At 40.3% G+C, this 15732-nt stretch carries 14 protein-coding genes; 5 read left to right on the top strand and 9 right to left on the bottom strand.

Features of this window, described 5'->3' with window-relative positions:
* Window positions 1–53 precede the first annotated feature (53 nt).
* The 7 genes from rseP to O1Q79_RS01910 all read right to left on the bottom strand — a co-directional run bounded on the left by rseP (window position 54) and on the right by O1Q79_RS01910 (window position 6919).
* Window positions 54–1382: a sigma E protease regulator RseP gene (gene rseP / locus O1Q79_RS01940; RefSeq protein ID WP_386692704.1), complete on the bottom strand. Its 1329-nt coding sequence runs from the start codon at window positions 1380–1382 to the stop codon at window positions 54–56.
* A 12-nt stretch (window positions 1383–1394) separates the two neighbouring features.
* A complete protein-coding gene (locus O1Q79_RS01935) occupies window positions 1395–2258 on the bottom strand; it encodes a phosphatidate cytidylyltransferase (protein WP_386692702.1) in 864 nt (287 codons plus the stop codon).
* Window positions 2259–2272: 14 nt separating this feature from the next.
* Window positions 2273–2989 carry a polyprenyl diphosphate synthase gene (gene uppS, locus O1Q79_RS01930; protein ID WP_386692701.1) on the bottom strand — a complete coding sequence of 239 codons (717 nt, stop codon included), beginning with the start codon at window positions 2987–2989 and terminating at the stop codon, window positions 2273–2275.
* Window positions 2990–3072: 83 nt separating this feature from the next.
* Window positions 3073–3939: a DMT family transporter gene (locus tag O1Q79_RS01925; RefSeq protein ID WP_386692700.1), complete on the bottom strand. Its 867-nt coding sequence runs from the start codon at window positions 3937–3939 to the stop codon at window positions 3073–3075.
* Window positions 3940–3993: 54 nt separating this feature from the next.
* Window positions 3994–5184 carry a 1-deoxy-D-xylulose-5-phosphate reductoisomerase gene (ispC, locus tag O1Q79_RS01920; protein WP_386692699.1) on the bottom strand — a complete coding sequence of 397 codons (1191 nt, stop codon included), beginning with the start codon at window positions 5182–5184 and terminating at the stop codon, window positions 3994–3996.
* 82 nt (window positions 5185–5266) lie between these two features.
* Window positions 5267–6418, bottom strand: a complete 1152-nt coding sequence (gene metK / locus O1Q79_RS01915; RefSeq protein WP_386686971.1) for a methionine adenosyltransferase — start codon at window positions 6416–6418, stop codon at window positions 5267–5269.
* A gap of 147 nt (window positions 6419–6565) precedes the next feature.
* Window positions 6566–6919: a RidA family protein gene (locus O1Q79_RS01910; RefSeq protein ID WP_386692698.1), complete on the bottom strand. Its 354-nt coding sequence runs from the start codon at window positions 6917–6919 to the stop codon at window positions 6566–6568.
* A gap of 92 nt (window positions 6920–7011) precedes the next feature.
* On the opposite strand from O1Q79_RS01910, the gene O1Q79_RS01905 reads away from it, so the two are divergent.
* Window positions 7012–7728, top strand: a complete 717-nt coding sequence (locus O1Q79_RS01905; RefSeq protein WP_386692697.1) for a YwiC-like family protein — start codon at window positions 7012–7014, stop codon at window positions 7726–7728.
* Between the two features lie 163 nt (window positions 7729–7891).
* On the opposite strand, the gene O1Q79_RS01900 is transcribed toward O1Q79_RS01905, so the two are convergent.
* On the bottom strand, window positions 7892–10141 hold the full coding sequence (locus tag O1Q79_RS01900; RefSeq protein WP_386692696.1) for a copper-translocating P-type ATPase: 2250 nt from the start codon (window positions 10139–10141) through the stop codon (window positions 7892–7894).
* Between the two features lie 38 nt (window positions 10142–10179).
* On the bottom strand, window positions 10180–10386 hold the full coding sequence (locus tag O1Q79_RS01895; RefSeq protein ID WP_386692695.1) for a cation transporter: 207 nt from the start codon (window positions 10384–10386) through the stop codon (window positions 10180–10182).
* Between the two features lie 267 nt (window positions 10387–10653).
* On the opposite strand from O1Q79_RS01895, the gene O1Q79_RS01890 reads away from it, so the two are divergent.
* The 4 genes from O1Q79_RS01890 (at window position 10654) to O1Q79_RS01875 (ending at window position 15729) form a co-directional block, all read left to right on the top strand.
* Complete coding sequence (locus tag O1Q79_RS01890) at window positions 10654–11850, top strand: acetate kinase (RefSeq protein WP_386692694.1); 1197 nt, start codon at window positions 10654–10656, stop codon at window positions 11848–11850.
* A 73-nt stretch (window positions 11851–11923) separates the two neighbouring features.
* The gene (gene pta / locus O1Q79_RS01885; protein ID WP_386692693.1) at window positions 11924–14062 is read left to right on the top strand and encodes a phosphate acetyltransferase; all 2139 of its coding nucleotides are present in this window, start codon (window positions 11924–11926) and stop codon (window positions 14060–14062) included.
* 157 nt (window positions 14063–14219) lie between these two features.
* A complete protein-coding gene (gene modA, locus O1Q79_RS01880; RefSeq protein ID WP_386692692.1) occupies window positions 14220–14963 on the top strand; it encodes a molybdate ABC transporter substrate-binding protein in 744 nt (247 codons plus the stop codon).
* Window positions 14935–15729: an ABC transporter permease gene (locus O1Q79_RS01875; RefSeq protein WP_386692690.1), complete on the top strand. Its 795-nt coding sequence runs from the start codon at window positions 14935–14937 to the stop codon at window positions 15727–15729. The genes modA and O1Q79_RS01875 overlap by 29 nt, the downstream gene beginning before the upstream one ends.
* Window positions 15730–15732 lie beyond the last annotated feature (3 nt).

Genomic DNA, 15732 nt, shown 5'->3' with positions numbered 1-15732 from the left:
GGATATTAACCCTAACACTCTATAAAGACTGCTAAAATTTTAAAACGTTCTCGCTATAAACGTAAAAAATCATTAAATAACGCAAACACCGTCAGCATTAATAACAAGGTCGCGCCAATGCGATAACACATATTTTGCACCTTATCTGATACAGGTTTGCCGTTGATCCCTTCCGCTGCCAAAAACACTAAATGTCCGCCATCAAGTACGGGCAACGGAAATAAATTCATCATACCTAGGTTAACACTAATTAATGCCATAAAACTGAGGTAATAAATTAACCCAATTTGCGAAGACATTCCTGCCCCTTGTGCAATGGAAATCGGACCACTTAAATTATTCAGGGACAAATCACCTGTCAATAATTTGCCGATTACTTTGAGTGTCAACCAAGAAAGTTGTGCTGTTTTTTCAGCCCCTTTCCATAAGGCATCAAGCATATCATATTTTAATTCTGTACGATACTGTTCATTCAACGGATGAATCGTCGGTGCAATACCGACCACATAACGTTTTTCTTGCAGCTCGGGGACTAATGCCACTGCTAAAATTTGCCCATTCCGATGAATTTGCAACGACAACGGATAACCTTGTTGAACTTGTTGGACGAAATCTTGCCACGCAAAAATTTCTCCCTGTTGGGTATAAATTTCATCTCCCACTAATAAGCCAGCTTGTTGTGCCGGAGAATTTTCCACAATTTTAGCAATTTTCATCTCGACTTTATTGCCTACTGGCTGAATTCCTAAGGCACCAAAGGCACTTTGTTTATCCGGATCAAATGTCCATGATTGGATATTTAAGGTTTTTTGTTGTGGGCGATCTTCACCAAAAGGCGTGACCGTTAATGTCACTTGATCATTGCCTAACTTAGTCGCAAGCAACATATTGATGGTTTCCCAATCAGGCGATTCCGTGCCATCCACCGCTAGAATTTGACTATTCGGGGCAAGTTGAGCCTGAGCCGCAATACTATTTGGTTTAACGCTATCAATCACTGGTTTAACACTGGGAATCCCCACCGCAAATACGATCCAATAAGCGAGAATAGCAAAAATAAAATTCGCCACAGGGCCTGCCACAATCACAAACATACGTTGTAAAACGGTTTTGCTATTAAAGGATTGGGATTTTAAATGTGCTGGCACGTCTTCATTGCGTTCGTCCAACATTTTTACATAGCCACCCAATGGAATCAGTGACACCGCAAATTCGGTACCTTGCTTATCTTTTCTTGACCACAGCACCTTGCCAAAACCAATAGAAAAACGATGGACCTTTATACCGCACTTTCTGGCCGCCCAGAAATGCCCATATTCGTGTACTGATACCAGTACACCAATCACAATAATAAAAGAAACCAACGACCACAAAAATGACATCAATACCGCCTGTTAGAGCCAGAAAAAGTAGAAATAAGCAAAAAATGGGGCGGCTGCTGTTAAGCTATCAATGCGATCCAAAATACCACCATGCCCAGGAATTAAATTACTACTGTCTTTAATGCCACTTTGGCGTTTAAACATACTTTCGGTTAAATCGCCTAATACGGAAACGGCCACAGTCGCAATAGAAAGTGCGGTTAAATTTAAGGTATTTCCGTGCATGAAAAAGTTATCACCGACCAAATAGATAAATAATTCGGACAACACACCGGCAGTAATCACGCCACCAATCACTCCTTGCCAAGTTTTTCCCGGTGACACTTTCGGGGCAAGTTTGTGTTTTCCAAATTTCCGCCCTGCAAAATAAGCACCGCTATCTGCAGCCCAGACTAACACAAACACATAAAGTAATAATTGAATGCCATGTAAGCTGTTCACATTATAATTTTCTAACCGTAATGCCGCCACCGCAATAAGGAAAGGCACCAAAGTCACAAGTGCAAAAATAATTTGAAGAATTAAAGAGTTGCTCCAGATTTTGGCAGATTCTGGATACGTCACAACTAAGCCCAAGGCGACAAGCCACCAAATCACAGAAACAAGCAATAAAGGTTCAGCATAATCTGCAAACACTCGCCCTGCATTTAAATAATCGGCTTGACTGAAGATCCAAACAAATAACACCGCCAAGGCAATCGACGTCGCCACAAAACGCCAAACGATTTTTAAACGTGGAAATTGTGTCCATTCCCATACGCCAGCCGTGATAATCACGCCTAATGCCAACGTAAAATAAAAGGGGGAAAATAAAAATAAAGCGGCACAGACAAGAGCGATCATCACAATAGCCGATAAAATACGTTGTTTAAGCACGTTCCTTTCCTTCTTTAAGCACCGCCAAAACGGCGTTCACGTTGTTGATAGGTCCAAATGGCCTGATTAAATTCTGTTTCATCAAAATCTGGCCACAGCACAGGAGAAAAAAATAATTCAGCATAGGCAATTTGCCAGAGTAAAAAATTGCTGATCCGTTGTTCACCACTGGTACGGATTAATAAATCCACTGGGGGCTGTTGTGCCGTAGCCAACTGTTGTTGAAATATATTTTCATCAATTTGATCCACTGCCAGTTCACCTGATTTTACTTGCAAAGCCAGTTTTTGGGTCGCCTGAACAATGTCCCAACAGCCACCATAATTAGCCGCAATATTTAAGCAAAGTGCGGTGTTTTTTTCGGTTAATTTTTCTGCGTTGATAATTTTTTGTTGCAATTTTTCACTGAATTTAGCCGTATCGCCGATAATATTTAACCGAATATTATTCTTATGCAACTTTTTCACTTCTGAATCTAAGGCTTGCATAAATAAGGTCATCAAAGCAGATACTTCTTGCTCTGGACGATTCCAGTTTTCACTGCTAAAGGCATACATGGTCAAAGATTGCACCCCAATTTGGCGTGCATAGGACACTGCTCGGCGTACCGCTTTTACCCCATTTGTATGCCCAAATACTCGCATTTTACCTTGGCTTTTCGCCCAACGTCCATTGCCATCCATAATAATGGCCACATGTTTCGGTATATTATGCGGATCTAATTCTTTCATTTAATCCTAAATCACAAAGGTGAATTGAAAATTTGGGCGTGAATATAGCATATTTAGGCGAATTATGCCATTTTATCGCCCTATTATTTTTCCGAATGTGCTGCTTTTTCATGCGGATAAACAGCCGCCCCAATAATCAATATACCGCCGATGATCATTTTTAAAGTAGGCTGTTCATTAAACAGCCACCACGCTACTGCAATGGCATAAACGGGTTCTAAGGAAATAATTAATCCTGTGATACGTGCAGGAATATATTTTACGCTACTGACAAACAGCACATGGGAAAGTGCGGTGCAAATCACACTCAAAATAAGCAAATACACGCCATCGCTCCCCGTCATGGAAAGCGAAATAAACCAAAGTGCGGGTAAGGTGACGAATGCAACAATCAGATTTTGCCAAAAGGAAATGCTGATCGCACTCAGCTGATGTCCCATGGTACGATTAACCACCGCCAGACCTGCAAAGCTCAATCCTGAAATAATCCCCCACACCAGCCCCACGCTATTGGCATTGTGCCAAGTCAATTCAGGTGATACCAGAAATAAGCCGAACATCACTATAAAAACCAATCCCCACGCGGTTTTATTCACCTTATCTCGCAAAATAAAACGCTCTATCAAGGTAATAAACGCGGGAAAACTGGCAAAACCAAGGGTTGCCATTGCCACGCCACCGATTTTGACGGCATAAAAAAAGGTCACCCAATGAATAGCCAGCAACACACCCGAGAAAAGTAATCGTCCTATAAAAAATAGCGATAAATGTTGCTTTAATGAAATCCCCACTAGACGACTATAAAGATAAAGGCTGATAAACGCCAAACTCGCACGCCCAAAGGTAATCAGGCTGGCATCCATTTGGATTAACGCCCCTAAAATACCCGTCATGCCAAACAACACCGCAGCAAGATGAGCAAACGCCAGACCTTTTTGATGATTTGTCATGTTACTCGCTCCTCTGCTCTCTATGCTTAAAGTGCGGTCTTTTTTACGATCTTTTTATGCAATATAGCAATATGCTAATTCCCGAGCCACCCGATCTAAATTTAATACATCGTCAATTTCCGTGATTTTCTGCGGTTGAATTTTTTCTACTACCTGCTGATTCACTCGAGCAATATCGGTGAATTTAATTTGCCCATTTAAAAACGCGTCCACGGCAATTTCATTCGCCGCATTCATCGCCGTAGTAGCATATTGCCCCGCCGCAAACGCATCAATGGCTAATTTCAAATTGGGATAACGGTTAAAATCGGGGGCTAAAAAGGTTAAGCCATTCAGCTGATAAAAATCTAAGGGGGCTACACCCGATACAATGCGATTTGGATACGCCATGGTTTCTGCAATCGGCGTACGCATATCAGGATTGCCCATTTGAGCAATCACTGATCCGTCAATATAACGCACCATGGAATGAATAATGGATTGTGGGTGAATAATGACCTCCATTTCATCGGCACTGGCATTAAATAACCAACGAGCTTCAATATATTCCAGCCCTTTGTTCATCATGGTGGCACTATCCACCGAGATCTTTTTACCCATAGACCAGTTCGGGTGTGCCACCGCTTGTGCTGGCGTAATGCCATCAAACTCACTTAAATCCGTATAACGGAAAGGTCCACCCGATCCCGTCAGCACAATTTTACTAATCCCCAATTCTTGCAACGGACAAAAACCAATTTTTTGTTGGGCTTCGGGCGGTAAAGATTGGAAAATGGCATTATGCTCACTATCCACGGGCAATAATCGAGCCTGTGATTTTTTCACCGCGTCAATAAAAATCTGTCCGCAAGTGACCAAACTTTCTTTATTGGCTAACAACACTTTTTTACTGGCTTGTACAGCGGAAAGCGTTGGTAACAGTCCTGCCGCCCCCACAATCGCTGCCATTACTTGATCCGCATCAGGGTGAGCTGCCAATTCACAAATCGCTTTTTTTCCGCTTAATACTTGCGTTTGACTACCAAGTGCGGTTAATTTTTCTGTTAATTTTTTCGCTGCACGATCATCATCTAAGGCTGCAAACTGCGGTTGAAATTTCACGCATTGTTGAACCATTAAATCCACATTACGTCCACCTACTAAGGCAAATGCCTGATATTGTTCGGGATTATGTTCGATGACAGAAAGCGTACTAGTACCGATTGAGCCTGTTGAGCCGAGAATGACAAGGTTTTGTTTTTTCATGGTAAGTCTTCTTTTGAAAAAATATAGGAAAATTATATAACTAAAATGGGCTAATTAGCCCATTTTCTTATCAAGAAAATAACTACAACCCAGCCGCCTTTCTCAATTCTTCCGCACGATCAATTTTTTCCCACGGGAATTGCTCACGTCCAAAATGTCCATAAGCTGCGGTTTGACGATAAATTGGTTGGATTAAATCTAACATTTTAATTAAACCATAAGGGCGGAGATCGAAAAATTCACGCACAAGATTAACTAACAATTCATTGCTCACTTTGCCTGTGCCAAAGGTTTCCACCATAATAGAAGTGGGATCCGCTACGCCAATCGCATAAGATAGTTGGATTTCGCAGCGATCTGCCAAACCTGCTGCCACGATATTTTTTGCTACATAACGTGCGGCATAAGCGGCTGAACGATCGACTTTTGACGGATCCTTGCCTGAAAAGGCACCGCCACCGTGACGTGCAGCACCGCCGTAGGTATCCACGATAATTTTACGTCCCGTTAAACCGCAGTCGCCCATTGGACCGCCAATAACAAAGCGTCCTGTTGGGTTAATGAAATATTTAGTATCTTTATTTAACCATTCTGCTGGCAAGATCGGCTTAATAATTTCTTCCATCACGCCGTCAATTAAATCGGCTTGGCTCACTGCGTCACTGTGTTGCGTGGAAAGCACTACGGCATCGACACCGATAATTTTGTTATTATCATATTTCAGGGTAACTTGGCTTTTCGCATCTGGACGCAACCAATCTAATGTGCCATTTTTACGCACCTGTGCTTGACGTTCCATTAAGCGGTGAGCGTAAGTAATCGCAGCTGGCATCAATACATCGGTTTCGTTAGTGGCATAACCAAACATAATACCTTGGTCACCAGCACCTTGATCTAATGGATTAGCACGGTCAACTCCTTGATTAATATCAGAAGATTGTTTACCAATGGCATTTAATACCGCACAGGATTTTCCGTCAAATCCCATATCTGAATGTTCATAACCAATTTCACAAATCACTTGACGCGTTAAGTTTTCAATATCTACCCAAGCGGAGGTGGTAATTTCTCCACCGACTAATGCCATACCCGTTTTTACATAGGTTTCACAGGCTACACGAGCTTTGGGATCTTGTTTTAAAATTTCGTCTAACACCGCATCTGAAATTTGATCAGCAATTTTATCAGGGTGTCCCTCTGATACACTTTCAGAGGTAAATAAATAGCTTGACATAATGTTCCTTAATTTTTCATTTAGAAGTATAGACGGCTATAATACGCATTTTTGCCTAAAAGGCAAGCATTTTATTCTGTTTTTAACTGAAAATAAAAACAGGTAATAATATTTTATCACTCTCATTACCTGTTTTTCTCATCTATATTAATGCGTTGCAGCCGTTACCACAATTTCCACTTTCCAGCTGTGATCTGCTAATTTCGCTTCTACACAAGCTCGAGGCGGTGCGTTATTGTTAGCCACCCATTCATCCCAAGCACGGTTCATTTCTGCATAATCTTGCATATCCGCTAAAAAAATTTGTGCCATTAAAATTTGGCTTTTATCCGAGTTGACTTCTGCCAGTAATTTATCAATTAAATCCAATACATCTTTGGTCTGTTGGTAAATAGGTTGGTTAGGTGTATTTTCTGGTATTTGTCCTGCTAAATAAGCTACGCCGTTATGTACTGCTATTTCTGAATATCGTGTTGCTTGATGAAAGCGTTGAATTGTCATGGTTATCTCCTTTAAATTACCCCGAAAAGTTTATACCAATTTAGCTAAAAATAAATTAAAATTTTAACCATTCTCATCTAATGACTTTACTTATGAAATTATTAATCTCTAACCAACACGGGGCTATTGTGATGGCATTAATGCCATTTTTATACGGAATGTTGCTTTCTCACCCTATTTGGCAACATTTTTTTCTACTACTCGCTTGGTTTTCCTTATACTTAATGACCTATCCTTTTCTCAATTTATTTAAAGGAAGAAATTTAGCATTGTATAGAAAATGGACAATGATTTACGCTAGTGCTTGTTTCATTTTTGTCATTCCAGCACTTTGGTATAACTGGAAAATTTTATATTTTGCCATATTGTTTATTCCCTTAAGTTTTGTCAGTATCTATTTTGTAAAACAAAAAGATGAACGTGCTTTATTAAATGATCTTAATGCGATTGTTATTTTTGCGATTGCGGGAATGGCAGCCTATTATTTTGCAGAAAACCAATTTGATCAACGGATTTGGTGGGTTGCCACATTACCTAGCCTATTTTTTATCGGCGTGACGCTCTATGTCAAATCAGTCTTACGTGAGCGGAAAAATCCTTTTTATTTCATTACTTCTATTCTTTACCATACAGTATGCGTGATGATTTTTCTGCCTTTTCAACAATTTTTATTAGCACTGGCGTTTGTTATTCCATTAACCAGAGCGATTATATTGCCAACTAAAAAGCTCTCCACTAAACAGGTAGGTTTAGCCGAAATGGCGATTTCGCTGGTCTTTTTTATCCAACTTCTGATTGCCACATTATAAATAAAAAAACCACCCTGATTAGGGTGGTAGGAAAGTAGTTTAGCTATTATTTATTATATTTCTTTAGGAACTTTATGAATTATCAAGCATTTATCTTGATGCTTGGATCATACCTAAAAACCTTATGAATAAAAAGCCTAATCGACTTATTTATTGATTAATATCAATTTTTGGGTATAAATCTTAATAATCTATTCGCATTTGTTACCACAGTAATGGACGAACAAGCCATAGCAGCCCCGCCTATCATAGGATTCAGCAATATTCCTAATAACGGATAAAATACCCCTGCTGCAAGAGGAATACCCAAGCAGTTATAGACAAAAGCAAAAAATAAATTTTGTTTCATATTACTTAATGTCGCTTTAGCCAGCTGTAACCCATCTGCTACACTGTTAATACTATGTCGCATTAACGTCAGTTCGGCGGTTTCAATCGCAATATCCGAACCACTTGCCATTGCCATACTCACGTCCGCTTGAGCCAACGCTGGAGCATCATTAATACCGTCCCCCACCATCACGACTTTACGTCCTTGAGCCTGTAATCGCTGAATAACTTGTGCTTTATCTTCTGGCAATACGCCCGCAATAACCTGTTCAATACCAATTTCATCGGCAATCGCTTGTGCCGTTTTTTGTTGATCTCCAGTCAGCATCACTAAATGATAACCCTGTTGCTGTAACCGTTGTACAGCAGTGACTGTGTCATCTCGCAGTGGATCTCGAATCGCAAACATGGCGACAAGTTGATTTTGCTCCGCCAAAAAGATCACCGTTGCCCCTTTTTCGCTTTCTGTCAAAAAATCGGCTTCTGCAATGTCTGTATCTATATTCTGTTGCTGTAATAAAGTGCGATTGCCTAACCACAATTTTTTGCCATGAATGACACCACTAACTCCAAGTCCTTTTAACGTGCTAAATTGGCTGGGTTCAATTAATGTGATATTTTGGGCGTAAGCTAATAAGGCTTTGGCTAAGGGATGATTCGCTCCCTGCTCTAAACTTGCCGCAAATTGCACCGCACTTTTTTGTTCAACACCACCAAAGGTATAAACTGCTGTCACCGTTGGCTCACCTTGTGTCAAAGTACCCGTTTTATCAAATACAATCGTGTCTGCACTCGCCGCTTGTTGCAAGGCATCTGCATCACGAACTAACACGCCTAATTCTGCCGCTCGTCCAATGCCAGCAATAATTGACATCGGTGTTGCCAACCCTAAAGCACAAGGGCAAGCAATAATTAACACGGTGGTTAATATGACGAAAGCATAAGAAATCTGTTGCGTAACCACATACCAAACCAATGCAGAAATGAATGCAATCATTATTACGGCAGGAACAAATACACTCGCAATTTTATCGGCTAATTGCCCAATTTCTGGTTTGCTACTTTGAGCTTGTCGCACTAATTTGATGATATTCGCTAATCGGGTGTGATTGCCAATTTGTTCTGCTTGAAAAAGCAACGTACCGTCTGTTACTAATGTTCCAGCACTCACCCTGTCACCTTTTTCTTTTTGAATGGGGATCGGCTCTCCCGTTAGCATACTTTCATCCACCCAGCCATGACCTTGCGTCACAACTCCATCAACACAAACCCGATCGCCCGTTTGTAAACGTAGTCGCATGCCAACTTGAACTAGGCTTAACGGCAATTCTGTTTCACCGTTTTCCGTCACAACTTTGGCGGTTTGGGGGGTAAGATCGAATAATCGTTCAAGGGCTTGTGATGATTGCTGTTTGGCTTTAAGTTCAAGTATTTTTCCGATATTAATCAAGCCAATAATCATGGCACTGCTTTCAAAATAAAGATGACGAGCATTTTCAGGGAAAAAATCGGGAAATAGAACTACCATAAAAGAATAAAGCCATGCCGTCCCCGTTCCTAATGCTACTAAGGTATCCATAGTCGTGGATTTATTACGTAAGTTAAGCCAAGCTCGTTGATAGAAATGCTGACCCGTAAACCAGATCACTGCCAATACCAGCAAGCCAACCGCCATCCAATTTAGTTGATTGTCGGCTGTCACTTGCATTTGACCGCCAAAGATTCCCCAAAAGAATAAACCAAAACCGACCACTAACGCCACCGTGGCTTGCCAACGACGTTGTTGAATTTCCTGTTGCTGTTGGGCTTGCTGTTTTACGCGACGCTGGTTTTCATCTTCAACTAATTCTGCCCCATAACCAATATCAAGCACAGCCTGCACTAAATCTTGCGGATCAACAAACCCTGTCACTAAAGCCGTATTATCTGCTAAATTGACTTGAGAAGAACTCACCCCTGTCACATTTAATAAGGCTTTTTGCACTTTTGCGACACAAGCCACACAGCTTAATCCGTCCAATAACAAAGTAAACTGCGGTGCATTTTGGGCGATTTTTGCCTGATCATGACGACTTTCTACCACCACAGGATCAGGCTGAGGATTTTGTTGTGTTGGTAGATCTATTTTGGGTCAGCAAGTTGGGCTTGATAGCCTGCATCGACAATGGCATCAATTAAGGTTTGGGCAGATACCTCTCCTATTACTGCTGCTTGGGTTAAACTCACCTCAGCATGTTCTACTCCCGAGATCTTTTCTAAGGTTTGTTTCACGTTTTTTACGCAATGTTGGCAAGAAAGATCTTGCAAGTTTAAATTTATGGTTGTCATGTTTTCTCTCTCATTGAAAAATAAAAATACTCGACTAGCATACTCCCTTTTACACAAAAAAATCCAATAAAAAAAGGAAATTTACACCGCACTTTATAAAAAATGTTTAAACTTTCAACTTTTTTTGATAAAGATTACATTTTTCTACGCTTAATAATTTATTTTATCGCCAAAAAAGTGTATTCTATAACGTATTATGACTTTAAAAACGTCTATTCAGTGTTTGCTGAATATCTTCTAACTTCAACCCTTAATATAGGTTAATTTATGTCAAAATTAGTTCTTATCTTAAACTGTGGTAGCTCATCTTTAAAATTTGCTATCTTAGATCCTGTTTCTGGTGACGAAAAATTATCAGGTTTAGCCGAAGCATTCTATCTCCCTGAAGCTCGTATTAAATGGAAAATTCACGGCGAGAAAGGTAACGCAGATTTAGGTGCGGGTGCGGCTCACAGCGAAGCTTTGAAATTCATTGTTGAAAATGTATTAACCCAAGAATTAAAAGACAGCATTGTCGCAATCGGTCACCGCATTGTTCACGGTGGTGAGAAATTTACTTCATCAGTTATCGTCACAGATGAAGTGGTAAAAGGTATTGAAGACGCCATTCAATTTGCCCCATTACACAACCCTGCTCACTTAATCGGTATTAAAGAAGCGTTCAATATTTTCCCACATTTAAAAGATAAAAACGTGGTCGTATTTGATACTGCATTCCATACTACCATGCCGGAAGAAGCCTACTTATACGCATTACCATACTCACTTTACAAAGACCATGCCATTCGTCGTTACGGTGCCCATGGTACTAGCCACTACTTTGTTAGCCGCGAAGCAGCAAAACGTTTAGGTGTTGCTGAAGATAAAATTAATGTCATTACTTGTCACTTAGGTAACGGTGGTTCTGTGTCTGCTGTTCGTCATGGTGAATGTATCGATACGTCTATGGGCTTAACCCCATTAGAGGGTTTAGTGATGGGAACTCGTTCTGGTGATATCGACCCGGCAATCGTGTTCTATCTATACAGAAACTTAGGTATGTCAATGGATGAAATCGAAGAAACCTTAGTGAAAAAATCAGGTTTATTAGGTTTAACTGAAGTGACGAGCGATTGCCGTTACGCAGAAGATAACTACGATAAAGAAGAACCTGCCAAACGTGCGTTAGATGTCTATTGCTACCGTTTAGCTAAATATATCGGTTCATACATGGCAGTTATCGGTGAACGTTTAGATGCTATCGTGTTTACTGGCGGTATCGGGGAAAACTCTGCTCACGTCCGTGAGATCACCTTAAATCACTTAAAATTATTTGGTTATAACATAGATACTGAGAAAAACTTAGCCGCTCGTTTTGGTAATGAAGGTATTATTACTAAAGATAATACCCCGATCGCCATGGTTATTCCAACTAATGAAGAATTAGTGATTGCACGAGATACTGCTCGTCTTTGCATAAAATAATCACATAAACGACTGCCGATAATTATCGGCAGTTTGCTTTTTTACTCAACATTCTCTCAAATTAGGAAATATTATGTCACGAACTATTATTCTTATCCCAATCAGTAGCGGCGTTGGTTTAACTAGTGTTAGTCTGGGTTTAATTCAAGCGCTTGAACAAAAAGGTACAAAAATTGGTTTTATCAAGCCTATTTCGCAACCTAGCAGTGGTGAAGACAAATTAGATCGCACAACTTCTATTGTACGTACCAGTACAAGTATCGAAACCGCTGAACCTTTTATGTTAAGCATTGCCGAAAATTTAATTGGTCAGAATCAAACAGATGTACTTTTAGAAAAAATTGTTGAACAGCACCAACAATTAAGCAAAAACAATGAAATCGTTATTGTAGAAGGGTTAATTCCGACTAGAAAAAATTCTTATGCCGACAGAATTAACTATGAAATTGCTCAAGCCTTAGATGCAGAAATTATTTTAGTGGCTGCACCTGCGACAGATACACCGAATCAATTAAAAGAACGTGTTGAAGCAGCGGCAGCATCTTTTGGTGGAAAATCTAACCCTAACCTACTTGGGGTCGTCATTAACAAATTCAATGCTCCTGTTGATGACAGTGGTCGCACCCGTCCTGATTTAACGGAGATTTTTGATTCATACCAACATAGCCACAACCAAGCTGGCGAAGTTTATCGCTTATTCGCCACCAGCCCAATTAAAGTATTAGCCTGTATTCCTTGGTCAGCAGAATTAATCGCCACCCGTGTTATCGACTTGGTCAAACATCTCGGTGCTGCTATTCTCAACGAAGGGGAAATTACGACTCGCCGTATTCGTGGTATTACTTTCTGTGCGAGAGGATTACAAAATATGGTGGAACATTTCCGTACGGGTAGTTTATTAGTGACATCTGCGGATAGACCTGATGTATTAACTGCCGCTGCATTGGCCGCAACTAACGGCATTGAATTAGGCGGTATTTTATTAACCGGTGGTTATAAAATTGATAATCAAATTAATAAATTATGCCAACGTGCTTTTGAAACCACAGGTTTACCAATTTTCCGCATTGAAGGCAACACTTGGCAAACCGCATTAAATTTGCAAAGTTTCAATTTAGAAGTCCCCGTTGACGATAAAGAACGGATTGAAAATATAAAACAATACACCAGCCAACAATTTGACACTGATTTTATTAACCAAATTGCGGGAGTTTCTTCACGTATTCGTCGTTTATCACCACCAGCGTTCCGTTTCCAATTAACTGAATTAGCTCGTGCGGCGAAAAAACGTATTGTGTTACCTGAAGGTGATGAACCTCGTACCATTAAAGCTGCAGTGCTTTGTGCAGAACGTGGCATTGCAGAATGTATCTTATTAGCTAACCCAGCAGATGTTCAACGTGTAGCTGAAGCACAGGGTGTAACATTGGGTAAAGGCATCACGGTAATTGACCCAACCTCAGTACGAGAAAACTATGTGGCTCGTTTAGTGGAATTACGTAAAGCCAAAGGCATGACAGAAACCTCAGCTCGCGAGCAGTTAGAAGATAATGTTGTGTTAGGTACAATGATGTTAGAAGCTAACGAAGTAGATGGTTTAGTATCTGGTGCCGTGCATACCACAGCGAATACCATTCGTCCACCAATGCAAATCATCAAAACTGCCCCAGGTAGCTCTATTGTATCTTCGATCTTCTTTATGTTGCTACCAGATCAAGTGTTAGTTTATGGTGACTGTGCGGTGAACCCAGATCCAAATGCGGAACAATTAGCGGAAATCGCCATTCAATCCGCCGATTCAGCCAAAGCCTTTGGTATTGAACCAAAAGTGGCAATGATTTCTTACTCAACGGGTACATCAGGTTCAGGTGCAGATGTTGAAAAAGTAAAAGAAGCCACTCGTATTGCCAAAGAAAAACGTCCAGATTTAATCATTGACGGTCCATTACAATATGATGCCGCCGTGATGGAAGATGTGGCAAAATCCAAAGCACCAAATTCCCCTGTAGCAGGTAAAGCAACGGTATTCATCTTCCCTGATTTGAATACAGGTAATACGACATACAAAGCAGTGCAACGCTCTGCGGATTTAGTATCTATTGGTCCAATGTTACAAGGTATGCGTAAACCAGTGAACGACTTATCTCGTGGTGCATTGGTTGATGATATTGTGTACACCATCGCATTAACAGCGATTCAAGCGACACAATAATGAAAAATTAAGTCATTTTCCACCGCACTTTGAGTGATTAAAGTGCGGTATTTTTTTACTCAATTTTTAACTAATGAAAACCTTTTGAAGTTTTCTCTAATTCTTTGTAGAATGATATATATAACGCTATTCTATTCATAAAATTAAGGAAAATCTCATGAAAGTCTCTTTATCTCTCTTAGCATTAACACTTGGTTTTACTGCCACAGTATCTGCAGCTGAATTACACCTGTATGCTGGGGCTGGTTTGAAATCACCCGTTGAAAAAATTATTAAACAATTTGAAACACAAACCAACAATAAAGTCACTGTCGAATATGCAGGATCAGGTCAGTTATTAGCTCGTTATCAAACCACCCAACAAGGTGATTTGTATTTACCCGGTTCTGCCGACTATGTGGAAAAATTACAACAAACAGGTGACGTGATTGAATCAGCACCATTAGTCTTACATATCCCCGTCATGGCAGTACGTAAAGACAAAGCCGATGGCATTGATTCCTTGAAAGCTCTCGCAGAAAGTAATTTACGTATTGGTATTGGTGATAGCAAAGCGATGGCATTAGGTAAAGGGGCAGAAAAAATATTGGCACTTTCTGGTTATGAAAAAGCGTTAAATGAAAAAGTGGTAGTAAAAGCGGGAACAGTAAAACAATTAATGCTTTATTTGCTCAACGGTGATGTTGATGCTGCTGTCGTTGGGCGTTCAGGTGCGTGGAAAGAAAAAGATAAATTAGTGATTTTGGACAATCCAAAAGGTACGCCTGAAGAAAAAGTGACCATCGCTACCTTAAAAACCAGTCAGCACCCAAAAGAAGCTAAACAATTATTAGACTTATTCAAATCTGCTGAAGGAGTGAAATACTTCACTGATGAAGGTTTCTTACCGATCACCCAATAGTTTGAGTTTATATTTCGCCCTTATCCCATTGGCATTATTGTTATGTATCGTGGTTGGGGCGATTTTATCCTTAACCAGTAAGCTCAATCAGCATTTTCTCATTGAAATTCTGACGGATAAAGAACTCTATTTTGCCTTGGGAATGTCGCTGAGTAGTTCAATCATTTCACTTTTGTTGGCAATGATCATTGCTATTCCGAGTGCTTGGGTGATGAGCCAAAAAACCTTACCTTGGCAAAAAGTGATCGATACCCTACTCGATCTCCCTATGGTTTTACCCCCATTAGTGGCAGGATTAAGCCTACTGTTATTATTTAATCGTCAAGGTATTGTGGCAACTTGGTTACCCATCGTCAGCGATTGGGTATTTAGCCCTGTGGGGATCATTATTGCTCAAACCTATATTGCAAGTTCCATTTTATTACGTAGTGCAAGGGGGGCATTTGCCAATTTTGATATAGGCTACCGCTTAACCGCTTATAATCTTGGACTCACCCCTTGGCAATCCTTAATCAAAGTGGAATTGCCTATGTGTTGGAAACCCTTATTAAGCGGTGCAATCTTAGCTTGGGCAAGAGCGATTGGGGAATTCGGTGCAACCTTAATGTTAGCAGGTGCCACTCGCTTTAAAACGGAAACCTTGCCAATGGCAATCTATTTAAATATCGCTAGTGGCGATTTTGAAATTGCTATTGGTGCATCATTATGGCTTTTAGTGATTTCCGCCTTGTTATTACTCTTATTACGCAATCTCAATCGGCAATAGTCA

Origin of the sequence: Lonepinella sp. MS14434 (assembly GCF_042468235.1) — a bacterium.
In the GTDB taxonomy this organism is placed as follows: Bacteria; Pseudomonadota; Gammaproteobacteria; order Enterobacterales; family Pasteurellaceae; genus Lonepinella.
This window is presented reverse-complemented; position numbering and strand designations above follow the sequence as displayed.

Excerpts from the sequence above, each read along its gene's own strand:
- rseP (WP_386692704.1), bottom strand. The coding sequence starts at position 1,382 with ATGTCATTTTTGTGGTCGTTGGTTTCTTTTATTATTGTGATTGGTGTA.
- uppS (WP_386692701.1), bottom strand. The coding sequence starts at position 2,989 with ATGAAAGAATTAGATCCGCATAATATACCGAAACATGTGGCCATTATT.
- O1Q79_RS01925 (WP_386692700.1), bottom strand. The coding sequence starts at position 3,939 with ATGACAAATCATCAAAAAGGTCTGGCGTTTGCTCATCTTGCTGCGGTG.
- ispC (WP_386692699.1), bottom strand. The coding sequence starts at position 5,184 with ATGAAAAAACAAAACCTTGTCATTCTCGGCTCAACAGGCTCAATCGGT.
- metK (WP_386686971.1), bottom strand. The coding sequence starts at position 6,418 with ATGTCAAGCTATTTATTTACCTCTGAAAGTGTATCAGAGGGACACCCT.
- O1Q79_RS01910 (WP_386692698.1), bottom strand. The coding sequence starts at position 6,919 with ATGACAATTCAACGCTTTCATCAAGCAACACGATATTCAGAAATAGCA.
- O1Q79_RS01905 (WP_386692697.1), top strand. The coding sequence starts at position 7,012 with ATGAAATTATTAATCTCTAACCAACACGGGGCTATTGTGATGGCATTA.
- O1Q79_RS01895 (WP_386692695.1), bottom strand. The coding sequence starts at position 10,386 with ATGACAACCATAAATTTAAACTTGCAAGATCTTTCTTGCCAACATTGC.
- O1Q79_RS01890 (WP_386692694.1), top strand. The coding sequence starts at position 10,654 with ATGTCAAAATTAGTTCTTATCTTAAACTGTGGTAGCTCATCTTTAAAA.
- pta (WP_386692693.1), top strand. The coding sequence starts at position 11,924 with ATGTCACGAACTATTATTCTTATCCCAATCAGTAGCGGCGTTGGTTTA.
- modA (WP_386692692.1), top strand. The coding sequence starts at position 14,220 with ATGAAAGTCTCTTTATCTCTCTTAGCATTAACACTTGGTTTTACTGCC.
- O1Q79_RS01875 (WP_386692690.1), top strand. The coding sequence starts at position 14,935 with ATGAAGGTTTCTTACCGATCACCCAATAGTTTGAGTTTATATTTCGCC.